Origin of the sequence: Streptomyces calvus (assembly GCF_006782915.1) — a bacterium.
Classification (GTDB): Bacteria; Actinomycetota; Actinomycetes; order Streptomycetales; family Streptomycetaceae; genus Streptomyces; species Streptomyces calvus.
The window spans coordinates 1-19,300 of the sequence record NZ_VCNP01000005.1 but is presented as its reverse complement, the minus strand read 5'-3'; the positions used below and the strand labels follow the sequence as shown (position 1 = coordinate 19,300).

6 protein-coding genes and 2 pseudogenes are annotated in these 19,300 nt (G+C 75.5%); 5 read left to right on the top strand and 3 right to left on the bottom strand.

Annotated features, from left to right (window positions below; genetic code table 11):
- Positions 1 to 5: 5 nt before the first annotated feature.
- Positions 6 to 503: a hypothetical protein gene (locus FGW31_RS01550; RefSeq protein ID WP_373303393.1), complete on the bottom strand. Its 498-nt coding sequence runs from the start codon at positions 501 to 503 to the stop codon at positions 6 to 8.
- 246 nt (positions 504 to 749) lie between these two features.
- Here FGW31_RS01550 and FGW31_RS01545 point away from each other — a divergent pair, with 246 nt between their 5' ends.
- The gene (locus FGW31_RS01545) at positions 750 to 4,019 is read left to right on the top strand and encodes a family 78 glycoside hydrolase catalytic domain (RefSeq protein ID WP_220450341.1); all 3,270 of its coding nucleotides are present in this window, start codon (positions 750 to 752) and stop codon (positions 4,017 to 4,019) included.
- A 111-nt stretch (positions 4,020 to 4,130) separates the two neighbouring features.
- Here FGW31_RS01545 and FGW31_RS01540 read toward each other — a convergent pair whose 3' ends face one another.
- Positions 4,131 to 4,553 carry a DUF350 domain-containing protein gene (locus FGW31_RS01540; RefSeq protein WP_142191459.1) on the bottom strand — a complete coding sequence of 141 codons (423 nt, stop codon included), beginning with the start codon at positions 4,551 to 4,553 and terminating at the stop codon, positions 4,131 to 4,133.
- 272 nt (positions 4,554 to 4,825) lie between these two features.
- Between FGW31_RS01540 and FGW31_RS01535 the strand changes: the two genes are divergently transcribed.
- From FGW31_RS01535 to FGW31_RS01520, 4 genes and pseudogenes are all read left to right on the top strand, one after another.
- A complete protein-coding gene (locus FGW31_RS01535; RefSeq protein WP_142191458.1) occupies positions 4,826 to 5,182 on the top strand; it encodes a hypothetical protein in 357 nt (118 codons plus the stop codon).
- Between the two features lie 156 nt (positions 5,183 to 5,338).
- Positions 5,339 to 6,175, top strand: a pseudogene (locus FGW31_RS01530) (glycoside hydrolase family 16 protein); the annotation flags it as partial.
- A 44-nt stretch (positions 6,176 to 6,219) separates the two neighbouring features.
- Positions 6,220 to 6,617: pseudogene (locus tag FGW31_RS35445) on the top strand (hypothetical protein).
- A 325-nt stretch (positions 6,618 to 6,942) separates the two neighbouring features.
- Positions 6,943 to 7,494 (top strand): tellurite resistance TerB family protein, encoded by a 552-nt coding sequence (locus FGW31_RS01520; protein WP_142191456.1) that lies wholly within the window; start codon positions 6,943 to 6,945, stop codon positions 7,492 to 7,494.
- Here the strand turns inward: FGW31_RS01520 and FGW31_RS01515 are convergent.
- The coding region (locus FGW31_RS01515) for a non-ribosomal peptide synthetase/type I polyketide synthase (protein ID WP_142191455.1) at positions 7,471 to 19,300 on the bottom strand (11,830 nt) is incomplete at its 5' end. The genes FGW31_RS01520 and FGW31_RS01515 overlap by 24 nt on opposite strands.

The following is a 19,300-nucleotide window of genomic DNA, read 5'->3' as shown; positions in this document are numbered from 1 at the left end:
TCCGGTCAGGCCACGCGCGCGCGTTGCCGCGCCGGGCTCACCGGCTCGGGCCGGGTGCGTGCGGCCGGAGCGGTCCCCTGGGCCGGCGCGGCGAGCGGGGCCGACTGGGCGCGGGGCGCCGACTGGGCACGGGCGGCCGGGCGGACGCGGTACGTCGTCCGGTTCGGGTCGACCACCGGCTCACCCAGCGTGATGCGCCCGGCCGCGTGCAGCTCGTCGCAGGCGGCGGTCGGCAGCGCGGCGTAGCAGCCGCCGGTGCCGGTGGTGGAGTCCAGCGGGCGCCAGTAGCTGTATCTGCGGCGGCCGTCCGCGTACACGGTGACGTACGTGGGACTGCGGGGGTCGGATATGACGCGCAGCACCTCGGCGTGGGTGCCGCCCGGGCCCGGCGGGCGTGGCCGGGAGCGGTCGGCCGGGAACTCGGTCGTCACCGGGCGTCCGCGGCGCGCGGTCGGCAGGACGGCGACGGTGTTGGTGCGGTTGACGGTGAAGAGCATCTGCATGACCTTTCCGGTGCCGGGATACGAGACCGTCTACCCAGCTCGGCGCCGGAGTTGATCTCCTTTTAAGATCATTGTGCAGCCTCCCACCGACAACGCGGGAGCAGTACACGCCATTCCCGCACCGGTTTCCTTTCCGATATCCCACCGTCACACCCCTTGTAGCGCCTCGCGCGGCGTCCATAGGATCGCTGAAGAGCGCCAATGAAACGTTTCAACCGTCGTGATCGAGACGAGTGAGGGACGCACATGATGGCCGAAAATTGGAAGCGCAGATCCTTCCTGAGGGGAACCGCCGCCGCCGGAGCGGGACTTGGCGGGTTCGCCGCCGCCGCGCCGGCGGATGCCGCGCCCGCGTCCGGACCCGGGGAGAGCGGTCTGCGCATCGTGCGCACCCGTGTGGAGTACGCCGAGACGCTGCTCGGCACGGACGTCGAACGCCCGCGGCTGTCCTGGGAGTTGGCGGCGCCCGGGCAGGGTGTCCGGCAGAGCGCCTACCGGGTCCAGGTGGTCCGGGACCGGGCCCGCTGGGACGGGCGGACGGTGTGGGACTCCGGGAAGGTCGCCTCGGACCGGACGGTGGGCGTCGCCTACGACGGCCCTGCCCTGCGCCCTCGCACCCGCTACTTCTGGCGCGTCCGGGTCTGGGACGGCGACGGCCGGGCGTCCCGCTGGAGCGAGCCCCGCTGGTGGGAGACAACGTTGTCCGACCAGGACTGGCGGGCCGGCTGGATCGGCGCCGACGCACCGCCGCAGCCACCGTCCCTCGACGGCGCCTCCTGGATCTGGTCGCCGGGCGCCACCTCCTCCGACGCGCCCGAGGGCAGCCGCTGGTTCCGGGCACGGCTGGAACTGCCGGCGACGGCCGGAATCCGGCGCGCCGTACTGGTCGCCACCGCGGACGACGACTTCACGCTGTACGCGGACGGGGAACGCGCGCTGCACGCACCGCGGGAGCAGGACGGCTGGCGCACCGGGCAGGTCGCGGACGTCACCGCCATCCTCCGCGCCGGGCGACCGGACGGCGGCGGAGGGGAGGTGGTCATCGCCGCCGTCGCCACCAACCGGGGCGGCGCCGCCGTCAATCCGGGCGGACTGCTGGTCCGGCTGCTCGTGGACACCGCCGACGGACGGCAGCACGAACTGGTCACCGGCGCCGGGTGGCGCAGCGCGGAGACGGAACAGACCGGCTGGCAGCGGCCGGACTTCGACGACGCCGGCTGGGCAGAGGCCGCCGTCCTCGCACCGTACGGCCAGGGGCCCTGGGGTGCGGGGGTGTCGGTCGCCGCGCCGGAGCAGCCCGCACCGCTGCTGCGCAGGGCCTTCACCGTGCGCAAGGAGATCTCCGCGGCGCGCCTGTACATCAGCGGACTCGCCTACTACGAGGCGCACCTCAACGGCCGCCGCGTCGGACGGCAGGTCCTCGACCCCGGGTTCACCGACTACGACGAGACCGTGCTGTACGCCGTGCACGACGTGACCGGCCTGCTGGAACGCGGCGAGAACGCCCTCGGCGTCACCCTCGGCCGCGGCTTCTACGGCATGACCACCCCGAACGTGTGGAACTGGCACCGCCCGCCCTGGCACGGCGAGCCCCGGCTCCTCGCCCAGCTGGAGATCGACCACCCCGACGGGTCGCGCACCACCGTCGTCACGGACGGCGACTGGCGGCTCACCGAGGGCCCGACCCGCTCCAACTCCCTGTACGCCGGCGAGACCTTCGACGCCCGTCTGGTGCCCGCCGGCTGGACCCGCCCCGGATTCGACGACAGCGCGTGGCGCCCGGCCGGAGTGCAGCCGGCGCCGGCCGGAACGCTGCGCGCCCAGCCGCACGACCCGATCGAGGTCGTCGACACGGTGCGGCCGCGGGAGATCGCCGAACTGCGGCCCGGCGTGTACGTGGTGGACATGGGCCGCACCATGGCGGGCTGGACGCGGCTGACCGTACGGGACGCCGCCGAGGGCACGGTCGTGCGGCTGGTGCACGGCGAGAAGCTGAACGACGACGGCAGCGTGCACGCCGAGACGGGCCATGTGCCCGGCCGTTTCCAGACGGACGAGTACGTGTGCGCCGGCGGCGGACAGGAGGTGTGGGAGCCGTCGTTCTCGTACAAGGGCTTCCGCTATGTGCAGGTCAGCGGGCTGCCCGGGCGGCCGGAACCGGACGACGTGCTCGGCCGGCTGGTGCACACCGGGGTGGAGGAGGTCGGTTCCTTCGCCTGCTCGGAGCCGTTCTACGAGTGGCTGGAGCAGGCGATGCGCCGCACCGTGCTGAACAACCTGCACGGCATCCCGACCGACACCCCGATGTACGAGAAGAACGGCTGGACCGGCGACGCGCAGCTCGGGGCGCCCGTGATGGCGTACGCCTTCGGGGTGCACCGCCTGCTGTCCAAGTGGCTCGGCGACCTGGCGGACAGTCAGACGGAGGCGGGGCAGCTGCCGGTGATCGTGCCGAGCGGCGGCTGGGGCTACGGCGATCTGGGTCCCTCGCCCGAGTGGACGACGGTCTACCCGTTCGTGGTGCGCGAGATGTACCGCGTGTACGGCGACGAGCGCGCCGCCCGTGAGCACTGGGCGCCGCTGGTGCGCTACCTCGACTGGGAGCTGTCGCGGCTGCGGGACGGGCTGGCGGTCACGGCGCTCGGCGACTACCTGCCGCCGGGCTACGGCGGCAACCCGCCCGAGGACACCCGGCTCACCGCGACGGCGTATCTGCACCGGGCCCTGCTGCACACCGCCGAACTGGGCGATCTGCTGGGCGAGGAGGAGACCGCGGACCGCTACCGGCAGGCCGCCGGGACGCTGCGGGACGCGTTCAACGCGGCGTTCCTCGGCCCGGAGGGCCACTACCGGACGGCCAAGGACCCGGGATACCGGCAGACGTCCAACGCCGTGCCGCTCGCCTTCGGCCTGGTGCCCGCGGGCGCCCGTGCCACCGTGCTGGACAGCCTGGTGCGGGACATCGAGGAGCGCGGCAACCACCTCAACACCGGCGCGCTGGGCACCAGTGTGCTGCTGAGGGTGCTGTGCGCGCACGGCCGCCCCGACGTGGCGCACGCCGTGGCCACCCGACGGACGTATCCGAGCTGGGGGTTCTGGTACGAGCACGGTGCCGACACCATGTGGGAGATGTGGCCGCTGGACTCCCGTTCCCGCGACCACTACTTCCAGGGCACCGTCGTCCAGTGGCTGTACGAGAACGTGGCCGGGCTGCGGCCCGGCGACGCCGGCTACCGCACCTTCGTGGTGCGTCCCGACGCCCGTACGGGGGTGGACTGGGCGCGCACCTCGATCCGCACGGTGCGCGGCCCGGCGGCCGCGTCCTGGTCGCGGATCGACGGCCGGACCCGGCTCACGGTCGAGGTCCCCGTGGGCTCGGCCGCCGACGTCCATGTGCCGGCCGGCGACGCCTCCCGCGTCGACGCGCCGCGCGGCGCCCGGTTCCTGCGCGCGGAGCCGGAGTTCGTCGTCTACCGGGTGCCGCACGGGCGATGGGAGTTCACCGGCCGGGACTGAACCGTCGCCGGTGCGGGCCGTGGGCCCGGCCCGGGACGCGCGACGCCCCGGCTCCCGCGGGTGGCGCGGGGGCCGGGGCGTGGGTCGTCGCCGTGCCGGTGAGGAGACCGGTCAGGCGATGGACGCCGAGATGACGGCGGAGACGGCCAGGTTGCAGGACGCCGTCACCCAGACCGCCGGGTGCGGTTCGGGATCGACCAGCGTCGCCCCGAGCCGCCCCGGCGTGATGAGGTCCACCACGAGGAACGCCACGGCCATCATCACCAGGCCCAGCACTCCGAACGTCGCCGTGGAGACCAGCCCCTTGCCGAAGTCCTCGTACGTCGTCCAGATCGAGGTGAACACGATGCCGCCGATGCCGAGCAGCGAGGAGCTGAGTACCACGGACGCGTTGCGGTTGCGTTCCTCCCAGATCTGCCGGCCGAGCTTCCCCGGGGTCAGCACGTCGACGAGGACGATGCCGAGGACGAGCAGGACCAGTCCGAGTGCGCCGTAGGCGGTGGCCCGGCCGAGTCCGTTGACGATGTCGCTCATGAGGTTGCCGGCTCCGTAGCGTGAAAGATCGTGATTGATCGCGGGCAAGGGCGAGCAAAATGTAGCGCACCCGTTCGGTCGCCCCGACGCGGTGCCCCGCCCGGCCCGGAGCGGCCGGCAACTCGGCCGCGCTTCCCAGGAGATGGGAACGGGCGGGTGCCGGGAGTCATGCCCGGCCGGATCCGGGGCATCAGGACTGCGTCCGACGTCGACGGAACGCGGGCGGCGACCGGCCGGCCCGTGCCCCGACGGCACGCGAAGGAGAACCCGCCATGAGCAGGGGCGGCCGCGCACTCGTCGTCCTGTACGTCGCCGTCGCCCTCTGGCTGGCCTTCTGCACCGTGCGCACCTGGGGCGCGGTGCCCGCCTGGACCACCCTCGCCATGGCGGCCGCCGCCCTCGCTCCCGTCGTGGGCGTCGTCCGCGAGACCGTCATCGCCGGCGAACGGCGTACCGTCGCCGCCCTGCGGCAGCGGGAGGCCAGGCGGTCGGCCTGGCGGGACACGGCCGCGGCGGCGCTCGCGCGGGCCGAGGTCGACACCGCCTGCTGCGAACGCTGGTGGACCTCGTGCGCGACCCGGCACGACCCGGGCTGCGCGCACCGCACCTCATGGGGCACCACGACGTGAACGAGGGCCGGGACGGTCCGGCACTGTGAACGGAAGGTCCGTACCAGGGCCTTGACGCCCTCTTATCTCACTCCTTGAATCAAGTCGTTGCACCTTTCCCCCCACAACCTCGGTCGGCGGCCCGAGCGCACGGGCCGCCGTACGGAAAGGAGAGCCATGTCCTCTCCGCGTACACGCCGCACCTGGCTGGTCGCGGCCCTGTCGACCGCGCTGCTCGCCTCCGGCGTGGTCGGGACCGCACGGGCGGCGGAGGCGCCCGACGCCGCCGCCGTGGCGTTCTCGGACACCTTCGACGGTCCCGCGGGCGCGGCGGTCGACGGCTCCAAGTGGCAGCTGGAGACCGGCGACAACGTCAACAACCACGAGCGGCAGTACTACACGTCCGGCACCGCGAACGCCGCGCTGGACGGTCAGGGCCACCTGGTCATCACCGCCCGCAAGGAGAACCCGGCCGACTACCAGTGCTGGTACGGCAGGTGCGAGTACACCTCGGCCCGGCTGAACACCTCCGGGAAGTTCACCGCCCAGTACGGGCACATCGAGGCGCGGATGAAGATCCCGCGCGGTCAGGGCATGTGGCCGGCGTTCTGGATGCTGGGCACTCCGGTCAACTGGCCGGACTCCGGCGAGATCGACATCATGGAGAACGTCGGCTTCGAGCCCTCCACGGTGCACGGCACCATCCACGGCCCCGGCTACTCCGGCTCCGGCGGCATCGGCGCCGGCTACACCCTGCCGGGCGGCCGGGCCTTCGCGGACGACTTCCACACCTTCGCCGTCGACTGGGCGCCCGACTCGATCACCTGGTCCGTGGACGGCAACGTCTACCAGCGGCGCACCCCCGCCGACCTGGGCGGCCGGACCTGGGTGTTCAACAAGCCGTTCTTCCTCATCCTCAACCTCGCGGTGGGCGGCTACTGGCCCGGCGACCCGGACGGCTCCACCGTCTTCCCGCAGCAACTGGTCGTGGACCACGTGACGGTGACCACCGGGTGAGAGCGCCCGCGCGGTTTCCCCGCTCGCCGTCCGGCTGGACCATGGCCGTGTTCGGTGTGCTCGCCGCCGCGCTCGGCGCGGTGGGCCTGGTCGCGCCGGCCGCGCAGCTGTCCCTGCTCGGCCTCGCCGTGCCCGGCGAGCGGGGCGCCGGCGACCACACGTCGGCCTTCGTGACGGCGTCGTCGACGGCGGCGCTCAACATGGGCGTGTACTACGTGCTGGCCGCGCTCGCCGACTGGCGGGCCTTCTTCCGCTGGACGGTGCCGTTCCGGCTGCTGACGTGCGCGGTGTTCACGGCCGCCGCCGTCGGCGGAAGGCGCCGGAGGTGTTCATCGGCGTCGGGGTCTGGGAGGGCCTCGGCGCCGTCGCGACCGGCGTGGCGCTCCGGTACGAGCGGAGCGCCACCACCACGGAAAACGCCCGGCGCCGTCGCCGGTGACGGTGCCCTTGCCGGTGCCGGTCTGGTTCGCCGTGACGTTCGTGTCCGCGTGTGCCGTGCCCGGCGGGACCGGTCCGACGCCGCGCCCGGCGCCAGTGCGTCGGGTGTCGCCGAGCACGGCGGGTCCCGGGCGGTCGCCGATGGTTTCAGGACCGGGATTCAGGGGCCGTGGCGTCGAAAGTTTCGATCGGCTTCCGAACGGTTTTTGCCCTTCTTTTGCCCTGCGGGAACATGGTCGCGGGCGCGTCCGTTGACCGGACGTACCGAAGATCCGGGACCGGTACCGGGACCGGACGGACAGCAACAGAAGCCGAGGTGGCACCAAGTGGCGATGTGGGACCGGCTGAAGGACCAGGCCAGGACTCTCCAGCAGGGCCAGAGCGGGCGGGGAGGCGGACAGCACACGCCCGGGCACGGCTCGTCCTCCGGCGGTGGCTCCAAGGCCCAGCTGATGGGGCTGTTCAAGTCGCAGCTCGCGTCGGCCAAGGCCGAACTGAAGAGCGGCGCCTACCGGGACGCCAGCATGGCGATGTGCGCGCTGGTCGCCGCGGCCGACGGGCGTGTCGAGCCGGCGGAGCGGCAGCGGGTGGAGGAGCTGATCGTCTCCAACGAGGTGTTGCAGAACTTCCCCGCCGACCAGCTCCGCACCCGGTTCAACGAGCACGTGGACCGGCTCACGGCCAACTTCGAACTGGGCAAGGCACGGGCGCTGGAGGACATCGCGAAGGCGGCGAAGAAGCCGGCCGAGGCCCGAGCGGTGGTCCAGACGGGCATGGTCGTCGCCGGTGCCGACGGCCACTTCGAGGCGTCCGAGCAGTACGCCATCCGTGACGCCTGCTCGGCCCTCGGACTCTCACCCGCGGAGTTCGGTATCTGACCTCCGTTCCGGGTCAGCGGTGCCCGTCGGCACGTCGACGGTGCGGCCGAGCAGATGCAGCGGCGCCGCCGTGATCCCGGCGCTTTCCACGGCGTCCCAGTGGGCGCGCGCCGTCGCCGCGTCCACCAGGCCGTGCACCGGCGGCAGCGGGTGACCCGCCGCGTGCAGCAGGGACTCGGTGCGGCAGGAGGCCAGGGTGCCGTCGATCCAGGGCTGGGCCAGATGGCCGGCCGCCGCGGCGGCCGGGAGGTCGGCGGCGACCTCCCGGTCGGTTCGGCCGACGTCCAGCAGTCCGCCGCCCAGCACCAGCACGTCGCCGTGTTCCCGCATGCGGGCCAGCGCCCGCGCCGTGTCGAAGCAGTGCGGGAAGGAGTCGTCGACCACGACGGCACCGGGCCGCAGCCGGTCCACGTCGAGCACGGTGGCCGCACCGCTGACCGCCGTCACCAGCAGGTCCGCGCCGTGCACCGCGTCCGGCAGCATCCGGCCCGACTCGACGACCTCCACCTCGCCCGCCGCGCCGCACGCACGCAGCCGGCGTCCGAGTGCCCGCAGTCGCGGGCCGCTGCCCGGCACGTCGCACAGCAGCAGACGCCGAGGCGGCCGGGCCGCGAGCGCCAGCAGCAGCTCCAGTGAGGAGGCGCCGATCGAACCCAGACCGGCGAACGCCACCTCGAGGTCGCCCAGATCCCGGCCCGTGGCGTCGAGCGCCGCGTGCACGGTCTTGACCACCGACACCACCGTCGCCGCGTGCCCCGTCGTCACCGCCGACGCGTACCGCCGGAACCGCAGCACGTCGAAGCCGTAACCGGTCAGCGAAGGGATCATCCCCGCGAGGGACACGCAGCGCGCACCCAGCGAACCGGCCAGCGACACCGCACGCGCGGTGTGCGCCACCAGCCCGTCGTCGCCGCCGAGTTCGTCGGCGAAGAGCGGCACGCAGACGAAACCCGACCGGCCGAGCGGTGTCCGCACCGTCTCCAGCAGCCGCGGGGCACCGTCGGGGAACAGCAGGGCACGCACCTCCTCCCGCGGCAGCGACCGTTCGGGCAGGCCCGCCAGCCGGGCGAGATGCTCCGGCGCCGGCAGATAGCCGACGAGCGCCGCGTCCATCGTCTCCCGCCGCTTCCCCGACGGGACCGCAGCGGCTGTCCCACCTCCGGCCGCCCGCACCAGACGGCCGTGCAGCGAGCGGGCGAAACCGTTGAGAGCCGCCGCCGGGAACGCGGCGGCCGAGCCGCGGAGTGCGACCCGCAGACCGTCACCGTCCGGCCGGACCGCCAGGAACAGGTCCGTCGCGGACGACGGCGGCAGGAAGGTGCTCTCTCCGCCGTCCCACGACACCCGCAGCACGCCGCCGTCCCGGGGCGCCAGTGCCGCGAAGTCGAGGTAGGTGAAGAAGAACTGCGCGGTCACGGGCAGTCCGTCGGCGTGCCGGGGCACGACGTCCTCGTCGTCCCCGTACTCCCGTGCCGCCTCCGCCTCCGCCGCGATCCGCCGCACCGCGGCACCGAAGTCCCCTTCGGTCAGCGGAGAGTCCGCGGCGCCGGCCGGCCGTACGGGCACGGCCGTGGCGAACGGCCCGAAGACCCGGTGCGCGTCCGGCGGCGCCGCCCGGTCCCGGCCGCTGACCGCCAGGCCCACGACGAGGTCCGCGCGGCCCGTCACCGCCGCCAACTCCTGGTAGTACGCCGTCAGCAGCGGCGCGTACAGCGTGCTTCCCGCATCCGCGGCGACCTTGCGCAGCGCGGTCGTCGAGGACGCGTCGAGCGTGAACTCCGCCGCGCCGAAACCGGCTTCGGCCACTGCTGCAACGGCGCGCAGCACCGGAGGCCGGTACGGCATGCCGAGCCGCCCGGCCCGGGCCCGGAGCCCGGCCTGCGCCGCCGGTGCGCCGCCTGCGCCCGTCCGCGCCAGGACATGGTCCCGGAAGGTGGTCCGGAGCGGGGCCGGTGCGGGCGTGTCACCGCCGGCCAACCGGTCGTAGGCGTCGGTGAGTTCCCGCATCAGCAGCGCGGCGCTGTATCCGTCGCCGATGAGGTGGTGCGCGTGGACCAGCAGGACGTGCTCCAGCGGGTCCAGGGTGAGCAGCCGAAGCCGCAGCAGCGGCCACGCCCAGGGTTCCAGGCGCCGTTCCGCCTCCGCAGCGGCGCGCTCCTCGACCTCCAACGGGCCGTCGACCGTCTCGAAGACGACCGGGAGGCGCAGCGACCGCGGCAGCTCCTGCTGGACGGGCGGCCGGGCACCGGCCGGGAAGACGGTGCGCAGCATGCCGTGACGCTCCACCAGCACGTCCACCGCCCGCTGGAACAGCTCCGGATCCAGCGGCCCGGACAGCCGGAGCCGGGCCAGCCACGTCCCGTCGCCCGGCGTGAGCGCGTCGGCGAGCAGGAACCCGCGCTGCCCGGGGGTGACGGGGAACGGGGACGTGGCGTCGTCGCCGGCCGGAGCGACCTGGGCTACCGGAACGGCCGGATCGGCGGGATCGGCCGGATCGGCGGCATGGGCCGTATCGGCGGTATCGGCCGGATCGGCGGCATGGGCCGTATCGGCGGTATCGGCCGGATCGGCGGCATGGGCCGTATCGGCGGTATCGGCCGGATCGGCGGCATGGGCCGTATCGGCGGTATCGGCCGGATCGGCCGGATCAGCGGTATCGGCGGTATCGGCCGGAGTGGCCGGAACAGCAGGGCGGGCCGGATCGGAGAGAGAGGCCGGGGCGGTGGACGGTGCCGGGGTCCGCTGTCCGGCGGCGGCGTCCACGGCCCGGGCCAGCGCGGCCAGGGTGCGGTGCCGGTAGACCACGGTCGGCCGCGGCAGCGGCCCTTCGTGCTCCGCGAGCCGCGCGAACACCTGGAGCACCAGCAGCGAGTCACCGCCCAGCGCGAAGAAGTCGTCCTCGCGGCACACCCCGGTCACTCCCAGGAGCTCGGACCAGACCGCGGCCAGCCTCCGTTCGGTCGCCGTGACCGGAGCGGTCCTCCCGTCGCCGTCGCCGTTCTCGTGCCGTGAGTCGCCGCCGTCCAGGACGGCCCCGGTGACCGCCGTCAGCGCCGACCGGTCGACCTTGCCCGTGCCGGTCAGCGGCAGCGCGTCGACCACCGTGATCCGCGCCGGGAGCATGTACGACGGCAGCAGCCCGGCCAGATGCCGGCGCACGCCGACGGCAGTCGGCCGCCCGGCACCGGCCCGCGCGGTGACGAACGCGAGCAGCCGCCCCTCATGGGCGGTCACCGCCGCCAGCGCCACCCCGGGACACGTCTGCAGCGCCGCCTCGACTTCGCCCGGCTCCACCCGGTTCCCGCGGATCTTCACCTGCGCGTCGATCCGGCCCAGGAACTCCAGGACCCCGTCGGCCGACCGGCGCACCCGGTCCCCGCTGCGGTACCAGCGCCGGCCCGCGCGGAACGTGAACGCCCGCGCGGTCAGCTCCGGTTCGCCCAGGTAGCCGGGGCTCAGGCCGGTGCCCGCGATCAGCAGTTCCCCGGCCTCGCCCGCCCCGCAGACGGCACCGTCGTCGTCGACCACCTCCAGCAGGGCCCCGGCCGCGGCCCGCCCGATCGGCACCTGCCGCGCCCCGTCGTCCGGCCGGGCATCGACGATGTGGCAGGCGGCGTTGATCGTGGTCTCGGTGGGCCCGTAGAGGTTCGCGATCCGTGCGCCCTCGCCGAACAGGTCGAACCAGCGGCGCACATGCCCGACGGGCAGGGCCTCACCGCCGACGTGCACCCAGCGCAGCGCGGACAGGTCCACCGCTGCGTGCCGTGCCCGTGCCTCGGCGGCGGACAGCAGCTGCTCCCACAGCGTCGGCACGGAACTCCACACGGTCACCCGGGCCCGTTCCACGTGCGCCAGCAGCAGTTCCGGATCGCGCAGCAGGTGCCGCGGCACGCCCACCACGGTCCCGCCCACCAGCAGCGGCGCGAGCAACTGGCGTACGGAGGCGTCGAAGCACGGCGACGCCGTCTGCGCGAGACGGTCCCCGGGCCCGTAACCGAAGGTGTCCACGGCCCAGTCGAGGTAGTTCTCCATCGCCCGGTGGGTGACCGGAACCGCCTTGGGACGGCCGGTCGAACCGGAGGTGAAAATGACGTACGCGATCGCGTCGGGGTCGGGCGGGGTGACGGCGGCGTCCGCAGGTTCCTCCGGCGGGCCGTCGGCCGGCACCGTCCGTACGCCGGTCAGCGCGTCGGCGACGGCCCGGGTGGGGGAGTGGCACACCACTGTGGTGGCTCCCGTGCGGGCCAGTTGGTCGGCGAGCCGCGCGCGGGGGTGCTCCGGGTCCAGCGGGACCCAGCCGGCTCCCGCCCGCAGGATGCCGACGACCCCCACCACCGTGTCCGCGCCCGGCTCGGTGAGCAGTCCGACCAGCTCGCCCCGGCGCACGCCGAGCGCGCGCAGCCGCGCCGCGAGTGCGGCCGAAGCCCGGTCGAGCGCCGCGTAGGTCAAGGACGCCTCGCCCGCGTCGACGGCCGTCGACGCGGCATGCGTGCGGAACCGGTCGAGCAGCCGGACGGCCAGCGGCGGACTCGCCTCGGTCCGCGCGGGCGGGTGCGGCTCGGCGCGGGTGACGGGGGTGTGCGCGGCCGCGGCGAGTTCCGCGCGGAACTCACGGTCCAGACGCGCCACGGTCGCCCGCTCGAACAGTGGCGCCGGGAAGTTCCACGACAGCCGCAGCACCGGGCCGTCCGACCAGCACAGCAGGGACAGCCGGGTGGTGGCCGAACCGGTGCCGGCTCCGGTCGCCCGCACCTGCACCGGACTTCCCGTGACCGTCGCCGCCGGGAAACGGGCGAAGCTGAAGCCCGCCGGGCTGACCGTGCGCGGACCGGCACCGGCGCCCGGCAGCAGTCCGGCGAGGTCGAGGCTGCTCGGGCCCGCGTGCCGCTCGCTCTCCAGCCACGCGCGGCGCACCCGCCGCGCCAGCGCGGTGACCGGTTCGCCGTCGGCCACCTCGCACAGCAGCGGCAGGGTGTCGGCGAGCGGACCGACGAGCCGCTCCACGCCGTCGAAGCGGTCCTCGCGTCCGGCCCTGGCCACGTTCACGGCGACGTCCCGGCGGCCCGACCACCGGGCGAGGCAGCGCACATAGGCGGCCAGGAGCAGGTGGAACAGGGACACGTCGTGCGCGGCGGCCAGCCGTTCCAGCCCGGCGACCTCCTCCGGGCCGATCTCGCCGGGATGCTGCGCGATCGGGCCGGTCACGGGCGCGTCCGGATCGCCGTCGTAGGGGAGCCGCAGCGGCTCACCGCGCGCAGCGAGACGCTCCGCCCAGTGGCGCCGGACGGATTCGCCGACCCCGGAGCCCTCGTTCCGGGCCGCGTACCGGGCGAAGTCGGGCGCCCGCGGTGCCGGCGGCGGACGTTCCCCGTGGCTCAACGCGGCGTAGGCCGACCACAGTTCCTCCGCGAGGACGTTCAGGCTGTACCCGTCGGCCGCCGCATGGTGCACCACCAGCAGCAGGTGGGCGCGTTCCGGCCCCTCGCGCAGCAGCACGGCCCGCACCGGCGGACGCGCCGCCAGGTCGAAGGGCCGGTTGCACACGTCCGCCTCGATGCCGGGTACGTCCTCGGCGGCGCAGTCGATCACCTCGTACCAGTCCGCCACCGCCACCGGCGGCGCCACCCGTTGCACCGGCCGCGGTCCCGAGCCGTCGACGCGCAGCCGCAGCATGCCGTGCCGCTCGGCCAGCGTCGCGAGCGCCCGGCCGAGGAGTCCGGTGTCGAGCGGTCCGCGGACCGTCAGCCGCAGATGGCCGCGGGCCGGCACCTCCGGATGGAGCAGGCTGCTGGTGTACAGCGCCCGTTGGACGGGCGTCAACGGGAACGGCTCGCCCTCCGCGGGCTCCGGGGCCCGATCACCGAGGTGGGCGGCGAGTTCACGCACCGTCCGGTGCTCGAAGAAGAGCGTGGTGGGCAGGTCCCGGCCCAGCCTCCGCTCCAGCCGCTTGACGAGGTCGACGGCGCCCAGCGAGTCCAGGCCGAGGGCCAGGAACGGGGTGTCGTCGTCGACGTCCGACGCCGCGACGCCGAGGGCCTGCGCCAGCAACTCCCGCAGCACACCGGCCGTGTCGCCGGTCGTGTCACCGGACGTGCTGTCGGACGTGGCTGCGGCCGTGTCACCGGACGTGGCTGCGGTCGTGTCGCCGTTCGTGCCGTCGGACGTGGCTGCGGTCGTGTCGCCGTTCGTGCTGTCGGACGCGGCTGCGGCCGTGTCACCGGACGTGCCGTCGGACGTGGCTGCGGCCCGGGCCGTCGTCCTCTCGTTCCGCTCGACGGTCCGGCGCGCCACGGGGGCGGCACCGAGGTCGGCGAGGACCAGCTGCGCCGCGTCTGTGCCACACGCCGACCGCAGGGCCGCCAGCGCGGGCGCCGTCGCCAGCGGCCGTCCCGCGGCACCCGCCGGCGCCGCGCCGGCAGCGGCGGCGAGGCCCGTCTCGCGGAACGGGCCGAGATTCACCGACAGCCACGGGCGGCCCGCCGCGCGCTCGGCACCGGCGAAGGCGTCGAGGAAGGCGTTGCCCGCCGCGTAGGCGCCCAGCGCGCCGGCCAGCCCGGGCCGTACGGACGACACCGAGGAGAACGCGACGCACACGCCGGGGCGTTGACCATGACGCCGCAGCGCCTCGGCGAGCAGGACGGTGCCGGTCGTCTTCGCGCCCAGCGCCTCGACCGTCTCCCGCACCGGTGTGCCGCGCAGGCTGCCGGGCCGGGCGGTGCCGGCCGCGTGGAACACGGCGTCCAGCGGCGGCAGTTGCGCGACGAGCCGCTCCACGTCCCCGGGCACGGTGACGTCGGCCGCGACGTAGCGGGCGTCCGCGCCGAGCGCGGTGAGTTCCTCCACCAGGCCGCGCGGCGCGCGGGCGGAGCGTCCGGCCAGCACCAGGACCGGCCGCCCGCGGCCCGCGAGGTCCCGGGCCAGCGCGGACCCGATGCCTCCGCCGCCACCCGTGATCAGGTAGGCGCCGTCCGCGGGCAGCGGCTCCACGCCGGCCGCCGCGCTCCCGCACAGGGGCTCGGCGGCGCGTCCGGCGGGCCCCGGCTCCGTGTTGCCCGGGTCGCTCCCGCCCACGGCCTCGGCGGGCTGTCCGCAGGCCGCCGGTTCCGCGTCGGCCGACCGGTCGCCGGTCGTCGGAACCACGGCCCGTACCGAGCGGCGGCCGCCGCGCCAGGCGACCGCACCGTCCGCCTGCGGTGCCGCCGCCTCGGCGGCCAGCGCCCGCAGCCACCGCTCCTCGTCGTCGTGGGCGGACAGGTCCACCCAGTTCGCCACCACCCCCGCCGACTCCTCGGGCACGGCCAGGGCCAGCCCGCCGAGGACGGCCTGCGCCGGATCGGGCCGTTCCGCGCCCTCACCGGTGACATGCGCGTCCCGCGTCACCACCAGCAGCCGGCGCGCACCGGTCCGGTCCAGCAGAGCCAGCGCCTCGCGCAGAGCCGTGACCGCCTGCCCCTGCTCCCGTTCGAGTGCGGCCGCCGCCGTGGGCCGGTCCGTTCCACCGAGCAGGATCACGGTGTCCGCCGCGTCGACGTCCCCGGTCGCCGGGACCGCGGCCACGCCCCGCGCGGCGAGCCCGTCGGCCAGTCGCCGTACCGCCGCGCCGTCCGCACCGCTCACCACGACCCGCCCGGCCGCCCCGTCGCCGGACAGCGGAGCGGGCCGCCACACGACGGCGTGCAGCAACCCGTGCGGCACCGGCTCGGGCCAGTACCTGCGCCGCCGGTACGGAGCGGGCGGCAGCGGCACCCGTCCGCCTCCCGCGTCGAGCACCGTACGGTCCACGGGTACGCCCCGCACCCACAGCCGGGCCACCGTCTGCAGCAACTCGCGCGCACCGCCCGGCGCCTCGCCGTCGCCCCGCGGCGCGACGGGTGCCGACACCACGGCGACCGCGCCGCCCGCCGCCGCCCGTATCGGACCGGAGAGGTTCCCGCCCGCGCCGAGCTCCACGAACGTGTCGTAGCCCTCCTCCGCCAGGCGCGCCACGGCCGGTCCGAACCGCACCGGCCGAAGCGCGTGGTCGCGCAGGTACGCGGAATCCATCCGGGGCTGCCAGGCCGCGGTGAGCGTGCTCATCAGCGGCACGGCGGGCTCCGCCGGGGCCAGTTCGCGCGCCGCGTCCGCGAGGGCCTGCGCGACCGGCTCCATCAGCGGCGAGTGGAAGGCGCGCGTCACCCGCAGCGGACGCACGGTCGCACCCTGCCCGGTGAGCCGCGCGGACGCCCGGCGGACCGCCTCCGGCGTGCCGGAGATCACCAGTCGGCCGGGCCCGTTGTCCGCGGCGACGGCCAGCGCACCGGGGTCGGCGTCGACCAGGGCGGCCACCTTTCGTTCCTCGGCGCCCAGTACGGCGGCCATGGCGCCCGGCGCGGTCGACCCGCCCATCAGACGGCCCCGCCGCGCCGCGAAACCCACCGCCTCGCGCAGCGAGAGCACTCCTGCCACGCACGCGGCCGCCAGCTCGCCGACGCTGTGCCCGACGACCGCGTCCGCGCGCACCCCCCATGCCGCCAGCTGCCGGGCCAGGCCGACACCGTGGGCGACCAGCAGCGGCTGCGCCACCTCCGTCGAGGCCAGGTCCTCGGCGGCCGCACCGCCGTCGACGCACCAGTGCGCCAACTCCCGCCCCCGCACTGCTCCGACCAGCGCCGACGCCTCGTCCAGCGTGGCGCGGTACACCGGTGCCGTGGCGTACAGCGCCCGGCCCGGGCCGGGCCGCAGCGCACCCTGCCCGGGAAGGACGAAGACCGTGCGGGGCCGGCGTGCCACCGTCCCGGTGACCACGTCCCGCCGCGCCGGCCCTCCGTCCGCGCACGCCGCCACGAGCCGATCGCGCAGGTCCCCGTCGGCCACCAGCGCGAGGCGGTGGGGCCGTTCGTCCCGTGCCGCACCGACCGCACGGCAGACGTCGGCCTCGTCGAGGTCCGGGTGGTCGCGCAGGTGCTGCCCGAGACGGGACGCCCACGCCCGCAGAGTTTCGGCGCTGCCGGCCGAGAGGGTCAGCAGGTGCGGGCCGCCGACGCTGGGGCGCGGGGCGCGCGGCGGGGCGGGCGGGGCCTCTTCGAGGACGGCGTGGGCGTTCGTACCGCCGAAGCCGAAGGCGTTGATGCCGGCCCTGCGCGGGCCCGGCGAGTCCCACACGGTCGGCTCGGTCACCAGCGCGAACCCGGACCGTTCCACCGCGGGCAGCGGAGCGGCGTGGTGCAGGGAGGCGGGCAGCCGGCCGTGGCCGAGGGCCAGGACGACCTTCACCAACGACGGCAGCGCTGCCGCGTTCAGCAGATGCCCGACATTGGTTTTCACCGAGCCGAGCAGCCGGGGCCGGCCGTCCGGCCGGGGCGGGAAGGCGTGCGCCAGGGACCGCAGCTCGATCGGATCGCCGACGGCGGTGCCCGTGCCGTGCGCCTCGACGTACGTCACCGACGCGGGGTCGACGCCGCAGTCACGGTGGGCCCGCTCGATCACCTCGTGCTGGCGCAGCGGGTTCGGCGCCAGCAGACTCAGGGACGTACCGTCGTTGTTGACGGCGGTGCCGCGTACGACGGCCAGCACCTCGTCCTCGTCGCGCCGGGCCTGTGCGAGCCGCCGCACCACCAGCGCCGCGCCGCCCTCGCCCGGGACGAACCCGTCCGCCGCCGAGCTGAAGGCACGGCTGCGCCCGGTCGGCGACAACGCCTGCGCCGCCTCGAGAGCCTGGTGCGCTGCGGGCGTCAGATGCAGGTTGACCCCTCCCACGACCGCGAGGTCGCACTCGCCGTCCGCGAGGCTGCGCCGCGCCAGGTGCAGCGCCACCAGGCCCGAGGAGCACGCCGTGTCCACGGCGAGCGCCGGACCGTCCAGGTCGAGGCAGTGCGCCACCCGGGCGGCGACCAGGTTGGGCAGGTTGCCGGTGAGGGCGGCCGCGGCGGCCGGCGCGCCGTCGGGAGCGGCGTCGGCGAGGACCTGCCGGTAGCCGCTGTCGCCCACCGCGGCGAAGACGCCGATCCGCAGGCCCCGGCGGCGGGGCCCGGCGTATCCGGCGCGTTCCAGGGCCTCGTGGGCGAGTTCGAGGAAGATCCGGGCCTGCGGGTCGAGGGCGCGTGCCTCCTCGGCACCGATGCCGAAGTGGTCGGCGTCGAAGGCGGCGGGGTCGTCGAGGAAGGCGCCCCAGCGTTCCCGCTCGTCCGCCCGGGACCGCCCGCCGCTGTCCCAGCGGCCGGCGGGCACCGCGGTCACGGCGTCGCGGCCGGCCATCAGCAGCTCCCAGAACTCCTCCGGACTGCCGGCGCCGGGGAACCGGCACGCCAGCCCCACCACGGCGGTGACGGCGTCCCGCTCCCGCCCACCGTCCGCCGCCGGCCGCTCCTGCCCACCGTCCGCCGCCGGCCGCTCCTGCCCACCGTCCGTCGCCGGCCGCTCCTGCCCACCGTGCGCCGTCGGCCGCTCCCGCTCACCGTGCGCCGCCGGCCGCTGCGGTGCCTGCCGGTCGGAGTTCCGGTCGGAGAGCACGTCCAGCAACTGGTCGGTGAGCGCGGCGACCGTGTCGTTGCGCATCACCGCCGGACCGAGGGTGATGTCCAGGGCCTGTTCGAGTGCGGCGAGTGCCTCCATCGCCTTCAGCGAGCCGCCGCCCAGCCCGGCGAACCGGTCCGTGTCCGCGAACGACGCCTCCGGCAGTCCCAGCACCTTCGCCCACACTTCCCGCACCACGCGCCGCACCTCCGCGCGAGAACGGGGCATCGGCGCCGGTACGGACCGCGAACTCACCGCCGCTGTCCGGCCGACGCGCCGCGCTCCCGCGTCTGGGTCCTCTGTGGTCGGCCGCGCTCCCGCGTCTGGGTCCTCTGTGGTCGGCCGCGCTCCCGCGTCCGGGCCCTCCGCGGTCGGCCGCGCACTCCCGTCCGGGCTCTCCGTGGCCGGCGGTGTCCGATCGTCCGGGCCTTCGGCGTCGGCCCGCTGCGGCGCCTCCGCCGCCCCGGCGGTCCGCCCCGCCGTCCGGCCGCCCGTCGCTCCCGTCCCGGTGCCGGAAGCCGCCACCGGCCGATACGCGCCTTCCTCGAACCGTGTCCGCATCCGCTGCCGGCGCACCTTGCCGCTCGTCGTGCGCGGGAACGCGGACGGCGGCAGCGCGAGCACCCGCACGTCGTCGTGGCCCAGCGCGCCCCGGACCCGTTCCGCCACCCGGTCCAGCACCCCGGCCGCGGTGCGCGGCGGCCGCGCCCAGGCGACGAACACCACCACCCGCTCCCCGCCGGTCACCGGATCGGTCGACCCGACCACCACCGTCGTACCGGCCGGCACGCCGGGCGTGCCGGCCGCGACCTCCTCCAGGTCCGGGGCGTGGAAGGTGCGGCCGTTGACGAACAGCACGTCCTTGTGCCGGCCGCTGACGCACAGCCGGCCGTCGCGGAGGAAGCCCAGGTCACCGGTGCGCAGCCAGCCGTCGCCGAAGGTGGCCGACGTCGCGTCGGGCAGACCGTGGTAGCCGCGGGCGACCTGCGGACCGCGCACCTCGACGTGCCCCACCCGCCGGTCCCCGAGCGGCCGGCCGCCGTCGTCGGTGACGCGCACCGCGCACCCCGGCACCGGCAGCCCGACGTCCATCAACTCCACGGCCCCGTCGCCCGGTTCCCGCTCCACCACCCGCCCCCGGCCCAGCGCGGCACGCTCCACCACCACGGGCACGGCCACCTCGCCGGGCGGCGGGAAGGTCACCGCCAGCGTCGCCTCGGCCAGCCCGTACACGGGCGTCGCCGCCCTCGGATCCAGTCCGGCCGGGCGGGTCCTCGCGGCGAACTCCCGCCACACCACCGGTGAGATCGGCTCC

What these genes read in the sequence shown, in the direction of transcription:
- FGW31_RS01535 (WP_142191458.1), top strand. Translation starts at nt 4,826, where the DNA reads ATGAGCAGGGGCGGCCGCGCACTCGTCGTCCTGTACGTCGCCGTCGCC.
- FGW31_RS01550 (WP_373303393.1), bottom strand. Translation starts at nt 503, where the DNA reads ATGCAGATGCTCTTCACCGTCAACCGCACCAACACCGTCGCCGTCCTG.
- FGW31_RS01545 (WP_220450341.1), top strand. Translation starts at nt 750, where the DNA reads ATGATGGCCGAAAATTGGAAGCGCAGATCCTTCCTGAGGGGAACCGCC.
- FGW31_RS01540 (WP_142191459.1), bottom strand. Translation starts at nt 4,553, where the DNA reads ATGAGCGACATCGTCAACGGACTCGGCCGGGCCACCGCCTACGGCGCA.